Annotated in this window: 22 protein-coding genes and 1 riboswitch; of the genes, 15 read left to right on the top strand and 7 right to left on the bottom strand. The window is 44.0% G+C overall.

Annotated elements, in window-relative coordinates; genetic code table 11:
• Positions 1 to 23: 23 nt before the first annotated feature.
• Positions 24 to 1,424, bottom strand: coding sequence for a class II fumarate hydratase (fumC, locus tag LZG73_RS04265; RefSeq protein WP_233846387.1), 1,401 nt, complete (start codon positions 1,422 to 1,424; stop codon positions 24 to 26).
• 147 nt (positions 1,425 to 1,571) lie between these two features.
• On the opposite strand from fumC, the gene LZG73_RS04260 reads away from it, so the two are divergent.
• From LZG73_RS04260 to LZG73_RS04225, 8 genes are all read left to right on the top strand, one after another.
• A complete protein-coding gene (locus LZG73_RS04260) occupies positions 1,572 to 2,306 on the top strand; it encodes a 6-phosphogluconolactonase (protein WP_233846385.1) in 735 nt (244 codons plus the stop codon).
• A gap of 163 nt (positions 2,307 to 2,469) precedes the next feature.
• Positions 2,470 to 2,690, top strand: a riboswitch (cobalamin riboswitch).
• A gap of 216 nt (positions 2,691 to 2,906) precedes the next feature.
• Entirely contained in the window at positions 2,907 to 5,228 is a 2,322-nt protein-coding gene (gene metE, locus LZG73_RS04255) for a 5-methyltetrahydropteroyltriglutamate--homocysteine S-methyltransferase (protein ID WP_233846383.1), read from the top strand.
• Positions 5,229 to 5,303: 75 nt separating this feature from the next.
• On the top strand, positions 5,304 to 5,690 hold the full coding sequence (locus tag LZG73_RS04250) for an acyl-CoA thioesterase (protein WP_233846381.1): 387 nt from the start codon (positions 5,304 to 5,306) through the stop codon (positions 5,688 to 5,690).
• Positions 5,691 to 5,806: 116 nt separating this feature from the next.
• A complete protein-coding gene (locus LZG73_RS04245; protein ID WP_233846379.1) occupies positions 5,807 to 6,844 on the top strand; it encodes a hypothetical protein in 1,038 nt (345 codons plus the stop codon).
• 228 nt (positions 6,845 to 7,072) lie between these two features.
• Positions 7,073 to 8,935, top strand: a complete 1,863-nt coding sequence (locus tag LZG73_RS04240) for a carbamoyltransferase (protein ID WP_233846377.1) — start codon at positions 7,073 to 7,075, stop codon at positions 8,933 to 8,935.
• A 23-nt stretch (positions 8,936 to 8,958) separates the two neighbouring features.
• The gene (locus tag LZG73_RS04235) at positions 8,959 to 10,104 is read left to right on the top strand and encodes an SGNH/GDSL hydrolase family protein (RefSeq protein ID WP_233846375.1); all 1,146 of its coding nucleotides are present in this window, start codon (positions 8,959 to 8,961) and stop codon (positions 10,102 to 10,104) included.
• A 41-nt stretch (positions 10,105 to 10,145) separates the two neighbouring features.
• The gene (locus LZG73_RS04230) at positions 10,146 to 10,295 is read left to right on the top strand and encodes a DUF5989 family protein (RefSeq protein WP_169719989.1); all 150 of its coding nucleotides are present in this window, start codon (positions 10,146 to 10,148) and stop codon (positions 10,293 to 10,295) included.
• A 93-nt stretch (positions 10,296 to 10,388) separates the two neighbouring features.
• Positions 10,389 to 10,751: an SxtJ family membrane protein gene (locus tag LZG73_RS04225; protein WP_233846373.1), complete on the top strand. Its 363-nt coding sequence runs from the start codon at positions 10,389 to 10,391 to the stop codon at positions 10,749 to 10,751.
• Between the two features lie 7 nt (positions 10,752 to 10,758).
• Here LZG73_RS04225 and LZG73_RS04220 read toward each other — a convergent pair whose 3' ends face one another.
• The 3 genes from LZG73_RS04220 to LZG73_RS04210 form a co-directional block, all read right to left on the bottom strand.
• Positions 10,759 to 11,670: a Ppx/GppA phosphatase family protein gene (locus LZG73_RS04220; protein WP_233846371.1), complete on the bottom strand. Its 912-nt coding sequence runs from the start codon at positions 11,668 to 11,670 to the stop codon at positions 10,759 to 10,761.
• A 94-nt stretch (positions 11,671 to 11,764) separates the two neighbouring features.
• Positions 11,765 to 13,234 (bottom strand): hypothetical protein, encoded by a 1,470-nt coding sequence (locus LZG73_RS04215; protein WP_233846370.1) that lies wholly within the window; start codon positions 13,232 to 13,234, stop codon positions 11,765 to 11,767.
• On the bottom strand, positions 13,224 to 13,838 hold the full coding sequence (locus LZG73_RS04210; RefSeq protein ID WP_233846369.1) for an RNA polymerase sigma factor: 615 nt from the start codon (positions 13,836 to 13,838) through the stop codon (positions 13,224 to 13,226). The genes LZG73_RS04215 and LZG73_RS04210 overlap by 11 nt, the downstream gene beginning before the upstream one ends.
• 264 nt (positions 13,839 to 14,102) lie before the next feature.
• On the opposite strand from LZG73_RS04210, the gene LZG73_RS04205 reads away from it, so the two are divergent.
• Entirely contained in the window at positions 14,103 to 14,294 is a 192-nt protein-coding gene (locus LZG73_RS04205) for a hypothetical protein (protein WP_233846368.1), read from the top strand.
• Positions 14,295 to 14,347: 53 nt separating this feature from the next.
• Here the strand turns inward: LZG73_RS04205 and LZG73_RS04200 are convergent, their stop codons facing one another.
• Positions 14,348 to 14,824 carry an Lrp/AsnC family transcriptional regulator gene (locus LZG73_RS04200; protein WP_082215697.1) on the bottom strand — a complete coding sequence of 159 codons (477 nt, stop codon included), beginning with the start codon at positions 14,822 to 14,824 and terminating at the stop codon, positions 14,348 to 14,350.
• A 194-nt stretch (positions 14,825 to 15,018) separates the two neighbouring features.
• Here LZG73_RS04200 and metH point away from each other — a divergent pair, with 194 nt between their 5' ends.
• The 4 genes from metH to LZG73_RS04180 all read left to right on the top strand — a co-directional run bounded on the left by metH (position 15,019) and on the right by LZG73_RS04180 (position 21,932).
• Entirely contained in the window at positions 15,019 to 18,843 is a 3,825-nt protein-coding gene (gene metH, locus LZG73_RS04195) for a methionine synthase (protein WP_233846367.1), read from the top strand.
• A 200-nt stretch (positions 18,844 to 19,043) separates the two neighbouring features.
• Positions 19,044 to 19,592 carry a nuclear transport factor 2 family protein gene (locus LZG73_RS04190; RefSeq protein WP_233846366.1) on the top strand — a complete coding sequence of 183 codons (549 nt, stop codon included), beginning with the start codon at positions 19,044 to 19,046 and terminating at the stop codon, positions 19,590 to 19,592.
• Between the two features lie 95 nt (positions 19,593 to 19,687).
• Complete coding sequence (locus LZG73_RS04185) at positions 19,688 to 20,926, top strand: NupC/NupG family nucleoside CNT transporter (RefSeq protein WP_233846365.1); 1,239 nt, start codon at positions 19,688 to 19,690, stop codon at positions 20,924 to 20,926.
• 82 nt (positions 20,927 to 21,008) lie between these two features.
• Positions 21,009 to 21,932 (top strand): YihY/virulence factor BrkB family protein, encoded by a 924-nt coding sequence (locus LZG73_RS04180; RefSeq protein WP_233846363.1) that lies wholly within the window; start codon positions 21,009 to 21,011, stop codon positions 21,930 to 21,932.
• 6 nt (positions 21,933 to 21,938) lie between these two features.
• Here the strand turns inward: LZG73_RS04180 and sppA are convergent, their stop codons facing one another.
• A complete protein-coding gene (gene sppA / locus LZG73_RS04175) occupies positions 21,939 to 23,705 on the bottom strand; it encodes a signal peptide peptidase SppA (protein ID WP_233846361.1) in 1,767 nt (588 codons plus the stop codon).
• A gap of 193 nt (positions 23,706 to 23,898) precedes the next feature.
• Between sppA and LZG73_RS04170 the strand changes: the two genes are divergently transcribed.
• On the top strand, positions 23,899 to 24,405 hold the full coding sequence (locus LZG73_RS04170) for a histidine phosphatase family protein (protein ID WP_233846359.1): 507 nt from the start codon (positions 23,899 to 23,901) through the stop codon (positions 24,403 to 24,405).
• Complete coding sequence (locus tag LZG73_RS04165) at positions 24,392 to 24,610, top strand: hypothetical protein (RefSeq protein ID WP_233846357.1); 219 nt, start codon at positions 24,392 to 24,394, stop codon at positions 24,608 to 24,610. The genes LZG73_RS04170 and LZG73_RS04165 overlap by 14 nt, the downstream gene beginning before the upstream one ends.
• On the opposite strand, the gene xerD is transcribed toward LZG73_RS04165, so the two are convergent.
• Positions 24,611 to 25,507, bottom strand: coding sequence for a site-specific tyrosine recombinase XerD (gene xerD / locus LZG73_RS04160; RefSeq protein ID WP_233846355.1), 897 nt, complete (start codon positions 25,505 to 25,507; stop codon positions 24,611 to 24,613). It lies immediately after the preceding gene.

The following is a 25,507-nucleotide window of genomic DNA, read 5'->3' as shown; positions in this document are numbered from 1 at the left end:
TAAAATAAACGATTTGCAAAGTTTTACTTGTTGTCGCCAACCATATCCTCAGGTTTAACCCAAGCGTCAAATTCATCCGGGGTCACATAACCCAATTCAACCGCTGTTTCCTTCAAAGTCGAACCGTTTTTGTGAGCGGTTTGCGCAATTTCGGCAGCTTTATAGTAACCGATTTTGGTGTTTAGAGCGGTTACTAACATCAACGAATTGTTCACATGCTTTTTAATATTTTCATGCAGCGGTTCAATGCCCACAGCGCAATTATCATTAAAGGAAACACAAACATCGCCGATCAATCGTGCGGAATGAAGGAAATTGTAAGCCATTAACGGTTTGAAAACATTGAGCTCAAAATGGCCATTTGATCCGCCAATGCCGATCGCCACGTCGTTGCCCATCACTTGCGCAGCCACCATTGTCATAGCTTCGCATTGTGTTGGGTTCACTTTCCCGGGCATAATAGAACTTCCAGGTTCGTTGTCCGGAATGTGGATTTCACCAATTCCCGAGCGCGGGCCAGAAGAAAGCATGCGAATGTCATTTCCGATTTTCATCAAACTAACAGCGACCGTTTTCAATGCGCCGTGTGCTTCTACGATGGCATCATGTGCTGCCAATGCTTCAAATTTATTTTCAGCAGTGATAAAAGGAAGATTTGTAAGCGCTGCAATGTGACGGGCAACGTTTCCAGAATAACCTTCGGGCGTATTAATCCCCGTTCCCACGGCGGTTCCACCCAATGCGAGTTCAGAAAGGTGCGAAAGTGTATTGTTGATCGCGCGCAAACCGTGATCCAGCTGCGAGGCGTAACCCGAAAATTCCTGTCCCAATGTCAGCGGAGTCGCATCCATAAAGTGCGTGCGTCCGATCTTAACCACATTCCGGAAAGCCTCGGATTTGGCCTTTAAAGTGTCCCTTAACTTGGTAATCCCGGGAATGGTCACATCAACCAAAATCTTGTAAGCCGCAATGTGCATAGCCGTCGGATATGTGTCATTGGACGACTGCGACTTGTTAACGTCATCATTTGGATGCAGAAATTTTGTCTTGTCACCCAGTTCACCGCCTTGCAGCACGTGACCGCGGTAAGCAATCACTTCATTACAATTCATATTCGACTGCGTTCCCGAGCCCGTTTGCCATACAACCAATGGAAACTGGTCATCCAGTTTTTCCGCCAGAATTTCATCACAAACCTGACCGATCAGGTCGCTTTTTTCTTTTGGAAGAACGCCCGCTTCATAGTTGGTGATCGCTGCGGCCTTTTTCAAATATGCAAATGCCTTAATAATTTCCTTAGGCATCTTGTTGATATCCTGCGCAATAGGAAAATTTTGGATCGAGCGTTGCGTTTGTGCGCCCCAGTATACATGGGAGGGCACCTGCACTTCACCCATGGTATCTTTTTCTATACGGTATTCCATTTTTCGATTAGTGAGAATGAACAATGCGGATTAAGCGGTAAAGTTAGGATTGGGCGCCAAGTTTTTGGTGTTTTTCAAGGATAAATGTTTCTTACGCGGAAAGAATGGCTTGCTTATCTTTTTACAAAACACTTTTTCATTCAAATCATGAAACCAAAACTGAACATTTACCCAAATTATGAAGCGATGAGCCTCGCCGCTGCGGAGCGCGTGATGGCCTTACTTTCCAAGAAACCGAATGCCGTCATCTGTCTGCCGTCCGGCAGCACGCCGCTGGGCATGTTCGAAATTTTGGTTTCCGAGAATCAAAAAGGCGCAACGGATTTTTCGACATGCATTTTTATCGGCCTCGACGAGTGGATCGGTTTCGGTGCGGATGATGATGGCGGTTGCAGGAATTTATTGAACAAAGATTTTTTGAAACCAATCGGTTTACGAGAAGATAAAATCGTCTTTTTTGATGGCAAAGCGCATAATCCGGATGAAGAATGTGCACGCATTAATAAAGTGGTTGCTGGCCTCGGCGGCCTTGATCTGATCATTCTGGGCGTGGGCATGAACGGACATTTGGCGCTTAATGAACCGGGCACGCCGTGGGACACTTACGCGCACGTTTCGGAACTTGAAGACATTACTAAGGAGGTCGGACAAAAGTATTTCAAGCAATCGACCATTATTAATAGAGGAATCACGGTCGGCATCCGGCACATTATGGAATCGAAAACTGCCATTTTGATGGCTTCCGGCAGCGCAAAAGCGCCTGTTGTAAAACGTGCATTGGATTTTCCTGTCACCACGAATTTCCCAGCAACCATCTTGCAGAATCATTTGAATGCTGAGTATTTACTGGATGCAGACGCTGCAAGTTTGATTGAGCAGTGACCATTTTTGTCCAACAAAATACACTTTTGGGCACATTGAATTGCTTTTGAAATAGATATTTTATCCCTTCACTTTATCAATTGAAACGGCTTTCACTTAAATCGGCGGCACTTTTAGCGGTCCGGGAGTTTTGGTTTTAACTTTACAACGTTCTTTGTGAACGCCCGTCAATCGGGGTAGTGGTTTTCGCTTTTGGAGCCCTCATCCAAACAAAGCAGAAATTAAAAAGGAACCGTGTGAAATTCACGGGCAGTCGTGCTACTGTAAGTATCGGTCCTGTAATCGGCAGGACAAATTTTTACCCTCGTGTCCCATTGCCTCACGGCGAGAAGGGCGGTAAAAATGATACAAGCCAGGAGACTTGCCGCTACGCTCAATGGCTATTTCCTCACGGTTGGGAAATGGTTAAGCATTGATTTACAAAATATCACGATGAATTCTTAATGAAGGAGCAGTTCTTCCCTTTGGGGAAGAAATATGCTACGATGTAAGCATTCAAAATGATGTTACGTACTGATCAGCAAGCCTTTATTTTTCATTTTCTGTGTCAGGACGGGGGTGTTTTCAAAGGGTTTTTATTAACTCTTAAACACAAATGTTATGTTATCACACAATCTTGGTTATCCCCGCGTGGGAAGTCAGCGTGAGCTCAAAAAAGCCAGCGAACAGTTTTGGGCAGGTAAAATTGACAGGGACGAGCTTCAAAAAGTTGCCCGCAAAATCCGCCACCAGAATTGGGAAACCCAGAAGAATGCAGGTCTGGACCTCATTCCTTCCAACGATTTCTCACTGTATGACCATGTTTTGGACACGTCGCTGATGGCAGGCGCAATTCCGGAGCGCTATCACCAGTTAATCGACGGCAAATCCAATCGCGAGCTCGACCTCTATTATGCGATGGCGCGTGGCGTGCAGCGCGACGGCCTGGATATCAAGGCAATGGAGATGACCAAATGGTTTGATACAAATTATCATTATCTGGTTCCTGAGTTTGTAAAAGACCAGAAGTTCAGCCGCTATTCTGATAAAGTGATCATTGAATTTGAAGATGCGTTGCACAAAGGGATTTTGACAAAACCTGTTCTCGTTGGCCCTGTTACATATTTGCTGTTGGGAAAAGAAAAGGAAGCGGGTTTTGATAAAATTGATTTGCTGGACAATCTTTTGCCGGTTTACATTTCAGTTTTAAAAGAACTGGCTTCACGCGGCGCGGAATGGGTGCAACTGGATGAGCCTGCGCTTGTGCTCGACCTCACAAACAAAGACAAGCTGGCATTGCAGAGCGCATATGCGCAAATCCGGGAGGCGCTTCCCAAACTGAAAATTCTGGTTGCGTCCTATTTTGGCGCGTTGGAGGATAATTTGAGCATTGCAACCAGTTTGAACATTGACGCATTGCACATCGACCTCACGCGCGGCGCTGAAACTTTGCCTCAAATTTTGGCTGATGAAGCATTTGTAAATTCCACAAAGAAGCTTTCGCTTGGTGTTGTCGATGGGAGGAATATCTGGAAAAACGATTTTGCCAAATCACTTGAATTTGTGAAAAAGGCAATTGAGGTTTTGGGTGAAAACCGTGTGATGATTGCTCCTTCATCTTCATTGTTGCACAGCCCGCACGATCTGGATCTGGAAAAAAACGAATCGGTTTTAACGCAGGAAATCAAAAACTGGATGGCTTTTGCCAAACAGAAACTAAGTGAAGTGACAGCATTATCACAACTGGCTCAGACGGATTGGACAACTGATCAGTCGTTTATCGAAAATCAAAAGGCCATAGCAAGCAGAAGAACATCCACATTGATTCACAAGCCGGAGGTGAAAAATCGCGTGGCTAGCATAAGCCAGCATGATTTTGAGAGGCAAAATGCTTTTCAGGTCCGCCAAACCATCCAATTGGAAAAATTAAAACTTCCGTTGTTTCCTTCCACAACAATCGGCTCATTCCCGCAAACGGACGAAGTGCGCCAGTTGAGAGCTAATTTGAAGAGCGGCAAACTAACATTGGAGGATTACGAAACCCGCATTAAAGAGGAAATCGTCAGCTCATTGCGCTGGCAGGAAGAACTTGGCATCGACGTGCTGGTTCACGGGGAGTTTGAAAGGAATGATATGGTGGAATATTTTGGCGAAAGCCTGTCCGGATTTGTATTTACGCAAAATGGCTGGGTGCAGAGTTACGGCAGCCGCTGCGTGAAACCGCCTGTTATTTTCGGTGACGTTGAACGTCCGGGCGCAATGACCGTTAAGTGGTCTGCATTTGCGCAAGCCAATTCGGAGAAGTTGGTAAAAGGCATGTTGACAGGGCCAGTTACGATTTTACAATGGTCATTTGTGCGCGATGATCAGCCAAGAAAAGACACTGCTTTCCAGATTGGCCTGGCCATTCGCGACGAAGTTGTTGATCTTGAAAAGGCTGGCATTAAGGTGATCCAGATTGACGAACCGGCGATTCGCGAAGGTTTGCCATTGCGCAAATACGCATGGCGGAATTATCTGACATGGGCCGTGGACGCATTCAGGCTTAGTGCGGCGGGCGTTGCAGATCAGACGCAAATTCACACGCATATGTGCTATTCTGAGTTCAATGACATCATTGATTCGATTGCTGCGATGGATGCGGATGTGATTACCATTGAAACTTCACGGTCACAAATGGAGCTTTTGGATGCTTTTGCAAACTTCAATTATCCTAACGAAATCGGTCCCGGCGTTTATGATATTCACTCGCCGCGCGTCCCGACGGTAGACGAAATGATTGTTTTGTTAGAAAAGGCATTGAAGGTGATTCCATCCAGAAATCTGTGGGTTAACCCCGATTGCGGACTGAAAACCCGCAAGTGGCCGGAAACCGAAGCTGCATTGAGAAACATGATCACGGCAGCAAATCTCCTGCGAGAGTCAGTTTCAGTTGAACAATAAATCATGATAAGAGAGAGTCAGGAACCACAATTCCTGACTCTTTTTTTACATTTGCCTGACTAAAAACGTACAATTTTGACATTAGAAGAAAAAATTACCGCCTCCGAAGCCCGTGTTTTCAAAACGGTTTTCCCCAACAACACCAACCACTACGACACACTTTTTGGCGGAACAGCCCTGTCAATGATGGACGAAGTCGCATTCATTGCTGCCACACGTTTTTCGCGGTTACGCTGCGTAACCGTCTCTTCCGACCGCATTGATTTTACGCACCCGATTGCAGCCGGAACCATCATTGAATTGGTAGGAAGAGTGGAAACGGTTGGCAACACGAGCATGAAAGTTCGTGTAGATATATTTGTTGAAAAAATGTACGAAGAAGGCCGCGAGAAAGCGGTTACCGGCATTTTCACCTTCGTCGCTCTTGACGAGGATTTGAAACCGACCAAAATTCTGGTGTAGAAGTGCACAGCATGTTAGTACTAGTTTTAGATATATTTGAAAGTTTTCTACAAAAATATTTGACTATTTAGAGATTTTTCATAACTATACTGTCGGTTTGGTTAGAATGTCTTGGCATGTTGTGTAGGAAATTAGTGCTTTCGTTGTCGTTCATTGGATTGTTGTTGATCTTTTCGGAGTTGATTTTCAGAGTTTCGCTCGTTTGCTTCGGATATCCGTTCTTGCGTCCGGCGCAGTATCTTGAAAAAAAATATTATCCATTCATGCAGTCCATTGAAGAAGCCAGGATGGAACGTGGGGCAGACACCCGGAATATTTTGATTCTTGGCGGCTCAGTGGTTAACACGCATTGGTCAAGATTGGAAATGCGGCTGGACACACTTTTTCAGAGAGCTTATCCGGAAATCAGGAAGTTTAATTTTTACAATGTGGCAATGCCAGGTCACAATTCGCTCGACAATTTGATCAAATACAAATTGTTAAGACATCAAAAATTTGATCTGGTGATTTATTACGAGGCCATCAACGAGAACCGGGCTAACAATATTACAGCTGACAGATTCCGAGGTGATTACGGGCACATCAAATGGTATGACGAGATCAGTTTGCTGGTCAGCCATCCAGAAATGAACATTACGATAATGCCCTATGCCATTCATTTGCTTTACAGGAGTGTGCGGGACAAAGTAAGCAACAGATTATATATCAGTAATGATCAGGTGGATCCCAATTATGCTCGTTTTGGAAAAGACATTAAAACGGCTTCCACGTATTATAACAACATTAAGGATATAGCCAGCCTTGCCAGCCAAAAACATGATCCGTTGCTCCTGGTAAAGTATGCTTCCTATTTTCCCGATGGCGTAAAGCTCACGGGTGGTTCTGATGACAAAAAGTATTTTACGCCTTGCTATGTCACGTCACCGGTCACAACCTGGGGTGAGCCGGAGCACGTAAGGCGAGGCATCCTGACACACAATGAAATGCTCATGAAAGTCCAGCACGCGCATAAAACCTATTTTTTTGATATGGCACAGGCTTTGCCAAGGGACTCTACCATGTTTTGCGATGTGTGTCATTTGAGTGAAGCAGGCGCCCAGTATTTTGCGAAGGAACTTTCCAATTATGTAATTTCACAGGGAATATTCCGTTGAAATACCCACGCCGTTTAATTGATCTCTTTTCATCTCTTTTACGTAGATATGTATAATACCTAAACTTGTGCTAGCTTTGCGGTCGATTTGAGCAAGGGAAATACATTCATATTTCTATATATAGCTAATAATCAGTGTTATGGGAAATTTATTGAGAGCAACACACTATTGCCGTCTTGTATAAATGCCTCCGTAAGATTTTTCGTAATGGTAATTATAATTAGGTAAATGAAAATTTTAGGTATTTCAGCTTTCTACCACGATTCAGCAGCAGCTCTTATTGATAACGGAGAAATTGTTGCAGCCGCTCAGGAAGAGCGCTTTACAAGAAAAAAGCACGACCCCGGTTTTCCGTCCAATGCAGTCGCATTTTGCCTCGAATACGGCGGACTTACAATCAATGAATTAGATGCAATTGTCTTTTATGACAAACCGCTGCTGAAATTCGAAAGACTCCTTGAAACATATTATGCGTTCGCCCCGAAAGGAGTCAGGTCATTTCTCACTGCAATGCCTGTCTGGATCAAAGAGAAGATGTTTTTAAAGCGTTTGATCAATGAAGAGCTCGTTAAACTGGGTTATGACAAGAAGAAAAAAGTTAAGCTGTTATTCCCGGAACATCACCTTTCCCATGCCGCAAGCGCATATTATCCATCTCCATTTGAAAAATCGGCCATTCTTACTATCGATGGCGTAGGCGAGTGGGCAACTGCGTCTATTTGTTTGGGCGAAGGAAAAGACATTAGCATTCTCAAAGAGCTGCGTTTCCCACATTCATTAGGGCTTCTATATTCTGCATTTACATATTTTCTGGGTTTTCGGGTAAATTCAGGAGAATACAAATTGATGGGCCTCGCTCCTTATGGCAACCCAACTTCACCCGATATTAAAAAGTACGAGGACATCATTCTCAAAGAACTTGTTGAATTAAAAGAAGACGGCTCCGTATGGCTTGATCAGGAATATTTTGATTACGCAACAGGCCTGAAAATGGTCAATGAAAGCAAATGGGAAGCACTTTTCGGTTTTAAAACAAGAAGACCGGAAGATCCGCTTGAACCCGTTCATTGCAACCTGGGTCTGGCAATTCAGAACATTACCGAAGAAGCGGTGATCAGGATGGCCAAAGAAGCGAAACGTCTTACAGGAGCAGATTATCTCTGCATGGCTGGCGGCGTTGCGCTGAACTGTGTTTCCAATGGTAAGTTGCAGAAAGCCAATATATTCAAAGACATTTTCATTCAACCTGCCGCGGGTGACGCGGGTGGCGCGCTTGGCGCAGCCCAGGCGGCATATCACATTTTCTTCGGGCAAGAAAGAAATATAACCTGGAAAGCCGACGCAATGCGAGGTTCGTATCTCGGACCAACTTTCTCCGATCTGGATGTTGCGCTGACAGCAAAAAAATACAAAGCCGTTTACACGCATTACGATAATTTCAAAGAACTATCCGTTGATGCAGCAAAGCTACTTTCCGAAGGAAATGTGGTGGGCTGGATTCAGGGTCGCATGGAGTTTGGGCCGCGCGCACTGGGTGGCCGAAGCATTCTTGGTGATCCAAGAAATGCGGAAATGCAGAAAAAGCTTAACCTGAAAATTAAATATCGCGAGTCATTCCGTCCGTTTGCACCCTCTGTTTTGGCGGAAGATTGTGCAGCATATTTCGATTACGAGGGAATTTCGCCATATATGCTTTTGGTGCACCCCGTTGCAGAAGGACGCCGCAAGCCGGTTCCTGCCAATTACGGCGCAATGGACCTCCGTGAAAAGCTTTACTTCGAACGTTCCGACCTTCCTTCAATTACGCATATTGACTATTCTGCACGCATCCAGACAGTCCACAAAGAAACCAATCCGCGTTATTATGAGCTGATTGACGCTTTCAAGGCGCTTACTGGTTATGCCGTTATCGTTAATACAAGTTTCAACGTCCGCGGGGAACCGATCGTTTGTACGCCAAACGATGCTTACCGTTGCTTCATGCGTACGGAAATGGACTATCTGGTTGTTGGTAATTTCATTTTTGATAAAAAGCAACAGCCTGAATGGTTGGAGAAGGACAATTGGAAAGAAGAATTTGTACTCGATTAATGGCCGAATTTCAGTAACACACAATGACGTCTAAAATAGTCACAAGCGTAATCCGCTTATTATTTCTTGCACTGCTTTTCGTTTTCTTGTTTTATCCTGACAGATTTTACATCAAGTTCGAATATCCCGGATTTCCCCAGGCAGACAGTTGGTATGTTCGACTCGCTAAGTTTGCATTCTGGTTTCTGTTCATCATTGAAGTCCTGAGAATTTTCTATTATGGAGTTGTAAAAAGCAAAGCGAAGGGAATTCTTGCAAACATTGTCACCATTACGGTTCCATTAATCGTGACGCTCGTCCTTCTTGAAGTCGTTTTCATGTACATTCCGCAAAGCCATGAAGGCGTGCTTTCCAAAGCATCGCAAATCTGGTGGGAGAAATACTGGAAACCGATCAATTCCCTTGGTTATCACGATAAAGAAATCACGAAAGCCGACGGTAAGAAACAAATCCTGGTTATTGGAGATTCCTTTGCAGCAGGACATGGATTAGAAGATGTTAATGATCGCTTTTCCAATCAATTAGAAACTTCACTTGGCGCAGATAAATATTCTGTTTACAATCTTGGAATGTCTGGCGCAGACACACGCGACGAGGCAAAAAGGCTCGAATCATTTCCTGTCAAGCCGGACGTCATTGTGTTGGAGTATTTTCCGAATGACATTGAGAAAGTCGGCCGCGAAAAGGGCTTATCGCTTTCGGGTGCAGAGCCATATGCCGATTTGAAAGGCCCGATGACCACATTGGTCAAGCGTTTTTATTTGCCAAACTTCATTTACTGGCAACTTCCCCACACCGGTTTCAGCACGTTCGAGAAATTCGTACAAACTGCTTACACCGACACAACAGTGCTTAATGCCCACCTTCGCGATCTTTCAAAAATGATCGATTACAGAGATAAAACTGGTGCGAAAATGTATGCGGTGTTTATTCCATTTCTATTTCAACTTGACAAGAGTGCCGGTTATACTAAACCTGTTGAAGAATATTTGCGATCAAAAGGCGTTACGGTGGTTGGAATTAATGATGGTGTTGCAAAGATTCCTGAAAAAGAGCGTGTTGTAGGAAAGAACGACGGACACGGCAGCGCGACATTGAATAAGCTTATTGCTGAACGATTGGTGGATGCTATGAAAAGGCCACAAAATGCACTTGCAGAATACAAATAAAATTATTGAAATATTTTTTTAGACTTAAAAAAACGAATACAATGGATTTCTTGACAGACTTGTTTGCCTTTATGAAAGAGCGGAAAAAATGGTGGTTAGCTCCTGTAATTGTTGTGTTGCTCCTGATTGGTGTGCTTATTGTAATCGGAGGAGGCTCAGCGGTTGCTCCATTTATTTACACATTATTCTAGTCTGATCAGCAACTAGATTTTTAGCTTTTGCAGTGGTTTTGAATTGATTACTTGGTTTCGAACCACTGCATTTACAATCTTCCAATTATTCAAATGAGTGAATCTGATAAGGCCAAAGCACAATTGGTCATCGTTACCGGACTGGTCGTTCTATTTTTTGTTTTCAAATCACAATATTTCCTGATTGCCGCCGCCGTTGTTGGCGTATTAAGCATTGCAATTCCAGCCGCTGGCGACCTGATCGTAAAAGGCTGGTATAAAATCGCCGAGATCTTGGGTGCAATCAATGGGCGAATACTTTTATCGATCGTATTTTTCGTTGTCTTGTTTCCCGTTGCTATCATCGCGAAATTGGGCAAGAAAAATCCGTTGGCGCTGAAACGCGAAGCGAAAGATTCAGTTTTTGTAGAACGAAATCACAAATATGCAGCGAAAGACCTTGAACAGGTTTGGTAAGCTGATATTAGGATCTTATAGGCCCGGGCTTTGTCTCGGGCTTTTTTTTGCGGCATGCCCTGTCATATAATAACTGCAGCATTCCGTCTTTCAGCCCAACGTCCGGCACGTGGATCACAGTTGCGCCAGCCCATTTCATCGCTGAAGTATATATATCACCGGCGGGCACAATTACATCCGCACGATCCGGATTAAGTTGCAACTTGTTAATGCGCTCTTCCAATGTAAAGGAAGCAATGTAGTCACGCATTCTTTCGATCTCGTCAAGGCTTGTCGAACTTTCGGATAATTTGGATGATAAGTCGAACAGCTTATTAATGTTACCACCCGTTCCGACAGCTTCAATCGGCAGCGTATAATCAACATATTGATTGATCCACTCCTGAATTTTTAGCCAGGAATTTTTCGATTCTTTTCCTTCCAAAAGCCTTACTGAGCCTAATTTGAATGACTTTGCAGCAATTTTCTGTCTGTCTTTATAAACATTAAGCTCTGTGCTTCCGCCGCCGACATCAATGTGAATATATTGTCCGTCAGCGAGTGATTTCACAACGACATTGTTTACGAGCTCAGCTTCCTTTTGTCCGTCAATAATCTGAATATGAATGCCAGTGCGTTGCTGAATGTGCTCGCGAACTTCCAACCCATTCGCTGCTTCCCGCATTGCGGAAGTGGAGCAGGCCATATAATCATCGACTTCGTGGAGTTCCATAAGCAGCTGGTAAGCCAGCATCAGCTTCATCATTCGGTCCTCACTGCTGGGACTGATTCGGCCTTCTGTGAAAACATCATGACCAAGCCGGAGGGGAAAGCGGACGTATTCTACTTTCTTAAACCGGGAAACACCCTCGTCATGCAATACCGAAGATATTTGCATACGAGCACCATTGGATCCAATATCGATTGCTGCGAATTTCAAAAGCTAGGTTGTAATAGGGGAGAAAATAAAGCCAAAAATAGGACTTTAAGGAACAAGATTCTATTTATTATTCCTGAAAGTTCGAGTCAGCCAATTACATTTTTCCTCCTATCTGATACATTAACTTCACTTTTACGCCTGGACCAGTGGTTTGACTTAAAGGGGTGAGCTGATTGAAATAAGTGTATAAATAGCCTTCTGCCTGAACCACAATTGGATACCAGGTTTTTTCAAGGCCCACGGCAAAGTTGACCGAGTTAACAACGGGCACATCGGCTTTTGCTTCGAAATGCTGCGTGAAATATTCATAGTTTGGCGCTTTGCAATCAAACGAAATCTTTTCTTTCGCGGACACAGTGATGTTTGTGCCTGCCGAAGCATAATAGGCCCAATTATCTTTGATGCTGTTCCGGAATGCAACGGTCAGCGGAATTTGCACAACCGTTGGATCGACTTTAATGTTATAAACCTGAAAGGCAATTGGCACTTCTCCCGGATGGGCTCCACGGAAGTCACGACGGCTTTTTTCTCTAAATAATTTTTCGTTGAAAAACTCCATCGGCTTCACTTTGAGCCAGCTTATGCCCGCCGAAATAGAGAACTTCTTGGAAACAAGCACTTCACCCGTGACACTTTTCGTTTTGCCGACCTGATCATTAGAATAACCCACGCCAAAGCGATAAGGCACTTTCAGATTCAGTTTTGGAATCACATTTTCTGCCTGTGCAATCTGCTCCGTTTTCTTTCCGGAAGTTGGCGCTGTGCTTGCTGTTTGCGCATTTCTTGCCATTAATGCTTGTTTGTACTGGCGATGAGAAATGCGATTGACGAGGTTATATTTCATTTTATAAGCCTGCGCACCACCAGCATTAAATGCCAAAGCCCGCTTCAAATCCAGTTGCACGTTGGTCGCCGCATTGTCTTGATCTTGCGTCGATCCAACCTCCTTTGCCACATTGTTAGCATTCGAAATAGACGGATCATTTGTGATCAATGCTGTTCGTTCACGTTCACTGGTTATGTCAGAAACCCGTTGTGAGAGTGTTTCAGCTGTTTGGCCTGTATTTGTTTGATTTACAGTGCTTTCATGTTTTGCAAAAACAGCATTGGACTGAACTGCAATCAGATTCTTGCCAGGCTGCTGTTCCGTTGAGGCAGATTGCTTTGCAAGACTTGCATTGGGCAGATTATCAGCCTGTTGAACCAGATCTGCTTTTGAGACAGCAACCAACTCACCGGTTTCTCCTGCCTTTTGAACCAAATAAACGGTGTCCGTCTTTTCAACGGGCGTGTTTTTAATTGCCTCAATCTGGTGCTGAAGATTTTTTACATCTGCCGTCAAGTTATTGTTTTGGTTGCGCTGGCTTACATACATAAACGCCATCACCGTCGAAACCGAAGCTGCGGCGGCGTACCCGATCCATGAACTATGTTGTTGCCAGAAAGTCGGTGGACTTTGGGCTTGCATATAATTTTGCATGTTAGCCCAGTCTTTCTCCTGAAAGTCAGGTTCAATACTTTCTAATTTCCGGCGTATAGTATCCTCAAATTTATTAGTTTTCATTTCCTCTGAATGACTTTACGGCCCAATCACTTGGGAAGAGATTTGGGTAATATTGTTTGATCAAATGCTGCAAACGTGCCCTTGCACGAACATAATGGGAGCGAACGGTTGCCTCGTTGATTTGCAGCAAATCTGCTATTTCCCGATGGTTATAGCCATCGACTACATATAGTAAAAACACATTTTTGTAAATAGGCTTGATCTTTTGGATCAGTTCAAGGATCTCATCCGCCGTGATCTGACTGATGATGTCCTCTTCAAATTTGGGATAAGGAGCGTCTTCCAGGGCAATCACATCTTCGCTGTGCTTCTTGTGCTTGCGATAATAACTGATCGCCGTGTTCACCATGATCGTTCTCAGCCAGGCTTTGAACGGGTGATTGGAATCATATTTACCTAAGTTATTAAAAACCTTCAAAAAACCCTCATTCAAAACTTCCTCCGCCTCTTCGGTTGTAGATGTGTAGCGCAGACAAATGCTTTTCGAATAGCCAAAAAACTGCTTGTAAAGATGTCTTTGTGCCTGATGATTGCCTGCAATGCACGCAGCAACGACTGTATCAAAGTCGTTTTCGTTAAAAGATATTTTTCTTCCGAAGAGCAAAGTTAGAGGATCAGTTTGTCAGGGATTGATTGCTTAATTAGGATTACGGTTATCCCGATAATTATGTTGCAAAAATTATCAATTTAAATTTTAACCCGCTATAAATCAGTCTTAAAAAACGTTAAGAGCCTTTTTTGTTAAAAAATGAACAGTGAAATGCAACAGCCGTAAATCCGCGGGCGTAATCCTAAAAGAACAGTAATTTACATTCACAAAAACCCGTGGATAAGACTATGAAGAAAATTTCTCTTTTGCTGATTATGTTTGTTGCTGTGTAGATCACAGCATGTCGCCAATTATGCGGGAAGCACAATACAAGTGGCGGCGACGAATGCGGATGGCGCTTACTTTGTCGCGATTTCAGTCGATAATGCTGTGAAGGTTTTGCTGTTCAATGCAGATGGCTCTTTTGATAAAAAATTGGAGAAGCCTTTTAAACGAGGTAAAAAGCATTAAAAGTTTTTGTTAGGGGTGAGTTGGAATACGGCCTGGAATTTCCGGCGCCGTATTTATTTTTTTTGGACGTGCATTTCCAATGCCGACGAATTTTTGATTTCTCCCATTACAAATAAGCTATGCGTGCTTCCGATATTTTCGAGTGAGCCAAGCTTTTGCATTAAAAACTGCTGATACTGAGACATATCGTCGACCACGACTTTCAGTAAAAAGTCGTAATCACCTGAGATATTAAAGCATTCCATCACTTCCGGCATTGCCACCACAGCCTTCACAAATTTTTCTCCCATAGATTTCGAATGCTCTTTCAATGCAATGTTGCAGAAAGCCATCAGCTTTTTCCCAACCTTTTCACGGTCGACCAGGGCGACGTATTTCTTGATGATCCCTTCTTTTTCGAGTCTTCTAACACGCTCATAAACAGGTGTGTATGATAGGTTCAACTTTTCCGAAAGTTCCCTTGTTTTCAGGGTGGCGTCCTGTTGCAGATAATGCAGGATTTTGGCATCCGTTTCGTCGGGATTATACATAGATAGAATATCTTAATTCACTTTTCGAACCGGGCGAATATAGATAAATAATTTATCGATTTAAAAGTCAGTAGACTATTAGTCTGAATTTTTTGATTTTTTTGAACAAAACATCTATTTAGGTTAAATTTGCTTTCCAAGTTGAGATTGGAATAATTCCGCACAACATTATTAGCTAACACAAATACGATAAAATGGTAGCAACGCAAAACGCAAACATCCGTGAAATCCTGAAAAGTCGCATTCTTGTGCTTGACGGCGCTATGGGAACGATGATCCAGCGGTATAAACTGGAAGATCATGATTACAGAGGCGAGCGTTTCAAAGACTGGCCGCGCGATGTAAAAGGCAATAATGATTTGCTTTCGCTAACTCGGCCAGACGTTATAAAAGCCATTCACGCCGCATATTTTGACGCGGGAGCTGATATTGCTGAAACCAACACATTTTCAGGAACGACCATTGCCATGGCCGATTATGGCATGGAAGAGCTCGTTTACGAGCTTAACTTCGAGTCGGCCAGACTTGCCAGGGAAGTTGCAGACGAATTCACGGAAAAAGATCCTGATAAGCCACGTTTCGTTGCGGGTTCGATAGGGCCTACTAACCGGACTGCGTCACTTTCGCCGGATGTAAACAACCCAGGTTACCGCGCAATCAGCTTTGATCAGCTTGTAGAAGCTTATTATGAGCAAATTAGAGGCTTAACGGACGGCGGTTGCGATTTGCTGCTGGTTGAAACCATATTTGACACATTGAATGCAAAAGCAGCGCTTTTTGCAATAGATCAATTTTTTGTTGATGCCAGAAATGGCAAAGTCGAGCGGCTGGAATCGTGGAGAAACACGCCGGGCGAGGCATTGCCTATCATGATCTCAGGCACAATTACAGATGCATCCGGACGGACATTATCGGGACAAACGACGGAAGCATTCTTGACTTCTGTTTCGCATTTGCCGTTATTATCTGTTGGCTTAAACTGCGCATTAGGAGCAGATTTAATGCGGCCTTATGTTCAGATTCTGGCTAAGGAAGCGCCATTTTTCACATCGGCGCACCCCAATGCTGGGTTACCAAACGAAATGGGCGAATATGACGAGTCCCCCGAGCAAATGGGCGAAGTTATTGACGGATTTTTGAGGGACAATCTGATCAATATCATCGGCGGCTGCTGCGGAACAACGCCCGATCACATTCGCGTTATTGCGGACCTGGCAGTAAAGTATAATCCTAGGACTTTGCCATCCAATGAAACGGTCATGAAATTATCTGGTTTAGAGCCGGTTAAGATCAATCAGTTAAGCAATTTTGTGAACATTGGTGAGCGTTGCAATGTGACCGGGTCAAAGAAATTTGCCCGTCTCGTGCGTGAAGGCAAGTATGATGAGGCGCTTGCCATAGCCCGCGAACAGGTTGAGAGCGGCGCGCAGGTGATTGACGTTAACCTGGACGAAGGGATGATCGACGGTGTTGAAGCAATGAAGACTTTTGTTAACCTCATTGTTTCCGAACCCGACATTTCCAAAGTGCCGTTAATGATCGATTCTTCGAAATGGGAAGTCATCGAATCGGGACTTAAATGTGTGCAGGGCAAGTCAATCGTGAACTCCATTTCTTTGAAAGAGGGCGAAGAAAAGTTCAAGGAAGCGGCGAGAACCGTGTTGCGCTATGGCGCCGCGACGGTAGTAATGGCGTTTGACGAACAAGGTCAGGCGGATAATCTGGAACGACGCATTGAAATCTGTTCCAGAGCTTATCGCATTCTGACAGAGGAAGTTGGGTTCCCAGCCGAGGACATCATTTTTGACCCAAATATCCTGACGGTTGCGACCGGAATGGAAGAGCATAATAACTATGCGGTGGACTTCATTAATGCCGTTCGCTGGATTAAAGAAAACCTGCCGCATGCCAAAGTTTCAGGTGGCGTTTCCAATGTTTCTTTCAGTTTCAGAGGAAATGAACCTGTTCGCGAAGCCATTCACACTGCGTTTTTGTATCATGCAATCCGCGCGGGAATGGACATGGGAATTGTGAATGCTGCGCAAATCGGCATTTATGATGAAATCCCGAAAGATGTTCTGGAACTGGTTGAGGATGTGCTGCTTAACCGCCGTGCTGATTCAACAGAGCGCTTGGTTGCTTATGCAGAAACAGTGAAAGATAAGGGGAAATCGCAAAGCGGCCCCGATCTTTCATGGAGAGAATTGCCGGTTAAGGAGCGGATTTCGCATTCCTTGGTAAAAGGCATTTCGGATTACATTGATGAGGATACGGAAGAATGCAGACATTTGTTTACAAGGCCATTGGAGGTGATTGAGGGCCCTTTAATGGACGGAATGAGCATTGTTGGCGATCTTTTTGGAGAAGGAAAAATGTTCCTGCCGCAAGTTGTAAAATCGGCACGCGTGATGAAGAAAGCCGTGGCTTATTTGCAGCCTTACATTGAAGCGGAAAAAAGCGAAGGGAACAATTCAGCCGGTAAAATCTTGCTCGCAACGGTGAAAGGCGATGTCCACGACATTGGGAAAAACATTGTAGGCGTGGTGCTGGGCTGTAACAATTACGAAATTATCGACCTCGGCGTAATGGTGCCGACGGATAAGATCCTGGCAGCTGCCATTGAGCACAATGTGGACATTATCGGTTTGTCTGGATTGATCACGCCGTCGCTGGATGAAATGGTCGGCGTCGCAAAAGAAATGGAGCGCCGGAACTTCAAAATGCCACTTTTGATCGGAGGTGCTACGACTTCGCGTATACACACGGCAGTTAAAATTGACCCCAACTATTCAGGTGCTGTGATCCACGTTTTAGATGCTTCAAGATCCGTTCCTGTTGCTGGAAAACTGATTCAAAATGATCAGAGTCAGGCAGATGTGTTGGCGGATATTAAGGCTGAATACGCAAAACTGCGCGAAGATCACGCAAAAAGAGGCGGCGAAAAAGCGCACGTTGCAATTGGAAAAGCGCGTGAAAATAAAGCGAAAATTGATTGGAGCAGCTTCCAGGCAACGAAACCACAGTTTTTAGGAACAAGGGTTTACGATGATTACAGTCTGGCCGACATTGCCAAATACATTGATTGGACGCCATTTTTCCAAACATGGCAGTTGCACGGAAAGTATCCAAAGATTTTCGAAGACAAAGTCGTAGGAGCAGAAGCAACGCGCTTATATGAAGATGCAGCCGTTCTTTTAGGAGAGATCATTCGTGATAAAACGTTGAAAGCAAAGGCTGTGATCGGTTTTTGGCCAGCAAATGCGATTCAGGATGACATTGTTTTGCATCATTTCGAAGAAGCCACGCGCGAAGTGCCTTGCGAAAGACACGGTTCGCACCAGCATATCGAATACAAAATAAGCCAGCATGCAACTGAAAATCTGAATGCGGGTGAACTGGTTGCGGATACGGCTGCTGTTTTGCATCATTTGCGTCAGCAAAGCCAAAAAGCGTCGAATCTTGCCAATTACTGCTTATCCGATTTCGTTGCCCCGCTTGAAACAGGCCAAACCGATTACATTGGCGGTTTTGCTGTCACAGCCGGAATCGGCATCGAAGCACTTTTGGATAAATATGAAAAAGACCACGACGATTATAATAGCATCATGGTGAAAGCCCTGGCGGATCGTTTGGTTGAAGCATTGGCTGAACTGATGCATGAGCGTGTTCGCAAGGAGCTTTGGGGTTATGCCAAAGACGAGACATTGAGCAACGAAGATCTTATCAAGGAAGGCTATGCCGGCATCCGACCCGCACCAGGTTATCCCGCCTGCCCGGACCATACAGAGAAGCGAATGTTGTTTGACTTGCTCAATGCCGAACAGCTAGGAATTACATTAACAGAAAGTTTTGCAATGTATCCGGCAAGCAGTGTAAGCGGTTGGTATTTCTCGCACCCTGAAAGTCGCTATTTCCCTGTGGGTAAGATATTTAAAGACCAAGTTGAGGATTACGCCCATAGGAAAAACATGCCTTTGGAAGACGTCGAAAAATGGCTTTCTCCTGTTTTGGGATATTAAAAATTTCATAATTAAGGTTCATTGGGAGGACAAGGCAACTTGTTCTCCCATTTTTATTGGCTTTCTATATACTTTTCTTTGTCAAATCCCGTAATAAGGGTGTATAACGTGCTGTAAACAGGTATAACTACGCTATTTTTTTAAGTTTTAACATTGAATATTTGTCTAAGAATTTAAGTAAGCGTTTTAGTTTATTAGCCATGAATAGAAATATTTCCGTTTTCATCTTACTCATCCTCATTGCTTCGTCATTTAAGTACAGAACAAAGACCCGTGAGCAAGTTTTACCATTAAATCCGATCAATCTGCAAACCGTATCCAATATCGGTTTGCAGCAAAAGGCTTCTTTCTCTGACGTTGTTGCAAAGTTGCAGCTTGGCAATCAGGAGTTTGCAGAAGGAAACCCTTCAACCTACAAGTCATTATGGTCGCGGACTGCGGAAGTCACCAACTTTTGTGGAATGAATGCACAGGAATCAAAAGGTTGGGAAGCAGTGGAAAAGAGCCTCGATGCATTCAACAAAAAGATTGCGGGCAACAACCTTTACAATGTTGAGAAAATTGCGAGCAGTGCCAGCGCCGAACAAGGTTATGTGCTGCAAAAAGAACATTACATTTTAGCAGACGGAACCAGCCTCAACCTGCATGTAACAATTGTGTTCCATCGCGAAAAAGACGGGTGGAAAATCATTCATCGTCACTCAGACGAGTTAGCGACTGCACCCGAGCCAGTAATCGCTGCCAAATAATCTCTGGCTTAATCTCCTATATTTTACAGATTTCGCAGCTTCCAATTAATTTGTTGTTATTTTGCACCTTTTTGACAGGGGCGACTTAACAATTTATGGAAAGATTTACGGGACTACTGGGTATCATATTGATCCTCGGCGTTGCATTCGCGATGTCGAATAATAGAAAAGCAATCAATTACCGGACAGTAGGCGTGGGGTTGGCACTTCAATTTGGTCTCGCCGTTTTTATTCTTCGTACAGAAACCGGACAAGCCATTTTTCAATGGTTAGGAGACAAAGTTCAAAAATTACTCTCCTTTTCGGACCGTGGAGCCGATTTTGTTTTTGGAACACTCGTCCGTCCGGAATTAATGCAAAAGGCATTTGGCCCCGGAAACGACTTCGTCTTCTTTTTCAAAGTAATTCCAACAATCATTTTTGTTGCTGTTTTGGTAAACATGCTTTACCATTTGGGCATTATGCAGCGCGTGGTTTCTGTCATTGCACGCGGTGTTTACTGGCTTATGGGCGTAAGTGGCGCGGAGGCATTATCCAATGTTGCGAGCACATTTGTGGGTCAGGTGGAGGCGCAGATCATGATCAAGCCTTACTTGAAAAACATGACCAATTCAGAGCTAATGGCTTCAATGACAGGAAGTTTCGCTTGCATTGCTGGCGGCGTTATGGCCGTTTATATCTCATTGGGCGTTCCTGCTCCTTATCTGATCGCAGCTAGCTTAATGGCGGCTCCGGGCGCATTGGTTATTTCAAAAATCGTTTTTCCTGAAACGGAACATTCGAACACAAAAGGCGTCGTAAAGCTCGAAATTAAAAAAACGCACGCGAATTTGTTAGACGCAATTGCTGCGGGAGCTGGCGAAGGTTTGAAGGTTGGGTTCAATGTCATTGCTATGTTAATCGGCTTTATTGCATTGGTCGCTTTGCTTGATTATTTGCTTGGTTTAATTGGCGGATTGTTTGCTTTTCCTCAACTAAGCTTCAATTTCCTTCTTGGAAAAGTGTTTTCCGTTTTTGCCTGGGCAATGGGCGTTCCGGGAAAAGACATTGAAGCTGCCGGTTCGTTAATGGGGACGAAAATGGTGATCAATGAGTTTGTTGCTTATCTTGATCTCGTAAAAATGAAAGACACTTTGGACCACAAAACCATTGTCATAACGAGTTTTGCGTTGTGTGGTTTTGCCAATTTCAGCTCCATCGCCATTCAGGTGGGAGGAATCGGGGAGCTTGCTCCTTCCCGCCGCGCCGACCTGGCACGACTCGGCTTTAAAGCGCTTATTTGTGGAACGTTAGCATCTTATATGTCGGCGACGCTTGCAGGGTTGCTTTTGTAAAACCGGCTTCATAAACCGCATTGGCATGGATATTTGGGTTTAGCTGCTATATTATCAAATTGCAATAGTCAGAAAAGCAATCATGAAGAAAATAAAGCTGTATTTCTCAATCCTCCAAGAAAGTTTCAGTGAATTTATGAATGACAATGGGCTGAAACTGAGTGCCGCCCTTTCATATTACACCATATTCTCGTTAGCTCCTATGTTGCTGGTCATCATTTCGGTGTTCAGCATTTTTTTTGGACGTGATGCCATTCAGGGCGAGTTGTTTGGACAAATCCGGGGATTGGTTGGAGCGAATGCAGCGATACAATTACAGGAGATTCTCAAAAATGCCGAACTTTCTAACAAATCAGGAATTGCGGCTGCGATTGGGATCGGGACGTTACTGATTGGTGCAACAGGAGTTTTTGCGGAAATGCAGGATTCGATTAATTACATCTGGGCTATCAAATCCAAACCCAAAAAAGGCTGGCTTCAATATCTTAAAAACCGCCTCATTTCCTTTTCCTTAATTCTTACGCTGGGTTTTCTCCTTGTTGTTTCACTGGGAGCAAGCGCCTTGGTGGACGTGCTTAGTAATCGATTGGAAAGATACTTTTCCGAAGGCTCTGTGGTGCTCTTTTACATTGTAAATCTTGCCCTCGTTCTTACTATTATCACATCATTATTCACCGTGATTTTCAAAGTCTTACCGGACGGGGAATTGAGATGGAAGGAATGCATTGTAGGCGCAAGTTTTACAGCCATTTTATTCTTGGTCGGCAAATTTGTAATCACCTTTTACCTCGGCCAATCTGACTTAGGAGCAGCTTATGGCACGTCGGCGTCCATTGTGATCTTGCTAACCTGGATTTATTACTCGTCCATTATCCTTTATTTCGGAGCTGAGTTTACCAAGGTTTATGCAAAACAGGACGGCGTTGGGATTGCTCCAAATAAACACGCCGTCCTGGTTATAAGAAAAGAACTTGACGAAAAAACGGGTAAAGTAATCGTCGATTAAGGTTGCTTACCGAATGACCAATTTGAATGGCATTCTGGTTTGCGTTCCGCCCATATTCATTAATTTTTTATACATTTTGGCATAAGGAGCAAGTTCGCCGAGCGCTTTGGTCGTCGCTTTTTCCTCATTGTCTCCCATTACTTTGGTGAAAAGCTCTTCGAAAGGCTTTTTCTTTTCTGGATAGTAACGAACACGGTAATCACCTTCATTTAATTTTGCTGCTTTTGCGGCAATTCTGATCGCATCATCAACGCCTCCCAGAACATCCACCAAGCCGTTTTGCTTCGCTTCCACACCAGACCAAACGCGGCCTTGTGCAAGGCTTTTTAGTTTTTCAACCGACATTTTTCTGCCAGCAGCTGCTTTTTTGGTAAATGTTTCATAACCTTCATTCACACCTTTCTGGATCATTGATTTCTCAAATTCCGTCATCTCACGCGTTGCAGTTGGCCAATCCGCATGTGGACTTGTGCCGACGCCGTCGAAAGTAACGCCCAGCTTATTGTTCATGAAGTCTGAAACATTGAAAATCAATCCAAATATTCCAATCGAGCCTGTAATGGTGTTTGGCTGAGCAACGATTTTATCACAACCCATGGCCATATAGTAACCGCCAGAAGCCGCAACATCAGACATGGATGCAATAACCGGTTTCTTCTTGGCCGTAATCTGAATTTCTCTCCACATTACATCCGAAGCCAGCGCGCTTCCGCCTGGGGAATTGATGCGGATTACAATGGCTTTAATCTTGTCATTTTCACGGATTGCTTTCAGTTCTTTTACAAATTTGTCTGAACCAATGCTCTCATCGCTGCCGTCGCCGGAAGTAATCTCGCCTTCGGCCACAAGCACACCTATGCGTTTGTTGAAATCGCCATCGTCCACTTTGCTACCGCCTTTGAGATATTTATCGACTCCAACGTAAGCGATTTTTTTCTTCTCCTCCACTTTCAAATCTCTTTTCAAATAGGATTCCAATTCGTCCTGATAACCAAGATTGGTCACAAATTTGTATTTCAATGCAGCTTTCGGATTGTCAACCGCCAGTGAGTCCGCAAGGCCTTTCAGTTCAGCAACCGGAATTTTACGTGATGCAGAAATATTTTTGAGGAAATTATCATTAATGGCTGTAATGAGCTCAACAGACTGCTTTTTGCTCGAATCGCTCATGTCCTTACGAGAGAACATTTCAATCGCACTTTTGAACTCTCCAACCCTGAAAACCAATGGTTTGATTTCCAATTTATCAAATGTTCCCTTGAAGAAGCTGTATTCAGCCGAAAGGCCGTTCCATTCAAGGCCGCCAGCCGGGTTTAGATAAATCTTGTCGGCCACAGAAGCAATGTAGTAGCCTTTTTCAGAGTAGGATTCGCCGTAAGTGACGATGAATTTTTTTGATTTTTTGAATTCCACAAGCTGATTCCGAATCTCTTCCAATGTCGCCCAACCCGCTTCCGGTCCTTCTGTTTTCAAATAAATGCCTTTGATATTGTCATCTTTCTGAGCACTTTTCAAGGCTTCGATAATGTCTTTCAAACCAACTGCATTTTCATTATCGCCAAATGGTCCGCCAATGTCCGCAAACGGATTTTCGACGCCCACTTCCTGAATCGCTTTGTTCAAGTCCAGTTTAAGCACTGACTTCTCTTCAATAACCACTTTTTCCTCAGAGGAAAGCATTGATCCAATGCCAACAAGAATGAAAAATGAAGCAAAAATAAACACGGTTATGCCGACCAGAGTGGCGAGGACATATTTAAAAAATTGTAACATAATATGTTGCTAGTGGGATTTTATTCATAGGTACGTAAGAAACAAAAATACGGATTAATTGTCGCGGATTGTAGAATAATTAATGTCGAAAGGTTGTTTCCAGACGCTAAGTGGCAAAAAATTCCAGCTGATTTTCGAGGTTATTCCAAGGGTTTAAACAGCAGGATTCTGTATTTTTGGTAAAAAAAGAAAAATGAAGAAAACGCTTATTCTCGTTCGTCATGCCACTGCGGAGGATCACAGCCTTCGGATTAAAGATTTCGATAGAAACCTGATTGAGAAAGGTCTCAACGAATCAGCCAAAATGGGCGATTGGCTGGCTGCTTCGAACATTGCCGCTGATGTTTTCGTAACCAGTCCGGCTCCTCGGGCTTACCAAACCGCTGAGATTATTGCGAAAAAATTGGGCATGAATGCAGACGAGTTGGTGCTGGATAAAGACATTTACGATGGAGGACCTACTGCTTATATGAATGCTGTCAATGCTGTTTCAGAGGAATTTTCGAAATTAATGTTGTTCGGCCATAACCCAGATATCAGCTATTTTGCTGGTTATATGTCAGGAACGGATCTGGGTTCGATGAAAAAAGGAAGTGTTGCCGTCATTGAGTTTGAAGGGCTTAAATGGGAAGAACTTTCAGCCAAAACAGGGACGCTGACCTTGTACAAAACACCCAAGCAAGTGAGTGAAGCCGATTAAAATGGACAAACCAAACAAAAACCGCAGTATTTTCATCGTCGTAACCGTTTTGTTCATCGCGCTTTTCGCCTACATTTCTTACGACATGTCTAGCCGCACAACCGCTCCGTGGAATAAACCAAAACAACTGAACCGCGCATTGCCTGGCGCCACGCCAGATTCCGACTCTCTTTTGCTTGATTCCCTTTTGCAAGAGGTTAAATAATTATCCGCGCGGATGAAACTCGGTGATAACCTGCCGCAGATAGTCGCGATCCAGGTGGGTGTAAATTTCCGTCGTCGTAATCGACTCATGACCAAGCATTTCTTGCACGGCGCGTAAGCTTGCGCCGCCTTCAATCAAATGTGTTGCAAAGGAATGGCGGAATGTGTGCGGGCTCACAGTTTTATGAATTCCCGCGTTTTCTACAATGTCTTTGATCATCAAAAAAATCATCACACGCGAAAGCTGCCCGCCTCTTCGGTTTAAAAAAACAATGTCTTCACTATCCTTCTTTGGTGCAATTTCATTGCGGACGTGTTCCAGATAGATTTGCGTGTATTTGATGGCTTCTTTTCCAATTGGAACCAAGCGCACCTTGTCACCTTTTCCCAAAATCCGCAGAAAACCAATGTCGAAATAGCAATGTGTAAGCTGCAAGCCGGTTAACTCTGAAACGCGTAACCCGGAACTATACAAAACTTCAATGATCGCCCGGTTCCGCGTTCCTTCCGGTGTGGAATGATCGATGGCGGATAACATGGTTTCAATTTCTTCATAGGAAAGCACATCTGGCAACTTGCGCGGCAGGCGAGGGGATTCCAAAAGCTCTGTTGGATCTTCTGTAATTTCATTTTCCAATAAAAGATATTTGAAAAAAGCCTTGATTCCAGAAAGCATGCGCGCCTGAGAATGCGCAGCGAGGCCGAGCTCGGATAAATATTTCAGAAAGCCCGTCAAATGCTCCTCATCAATCTTCGCTGGCGGCAATTCAATTTTTGCCAGCACTAAATATTCTTCCAGTTTTTCAACATCCCGGACATAAGCCTCCACCGAATTGCCCGATAGGGAGCGTTCCAGCCGAAGATAATTTTTGAAATGTTTGATGTAGCTTTGCCACAT

It is taken from the genome of Dyadobacter sp. CY326 (assembly GCF_021390515.1).
Taxonomy (GTDB): Bacteria; Bacteroidota; Bacteroidia; order Cytophagales; family Spirosomataceae; genus Dyadobacter.
This window is presented reverse-complemented; position numbering and strand designations above follow the sequence as displayed.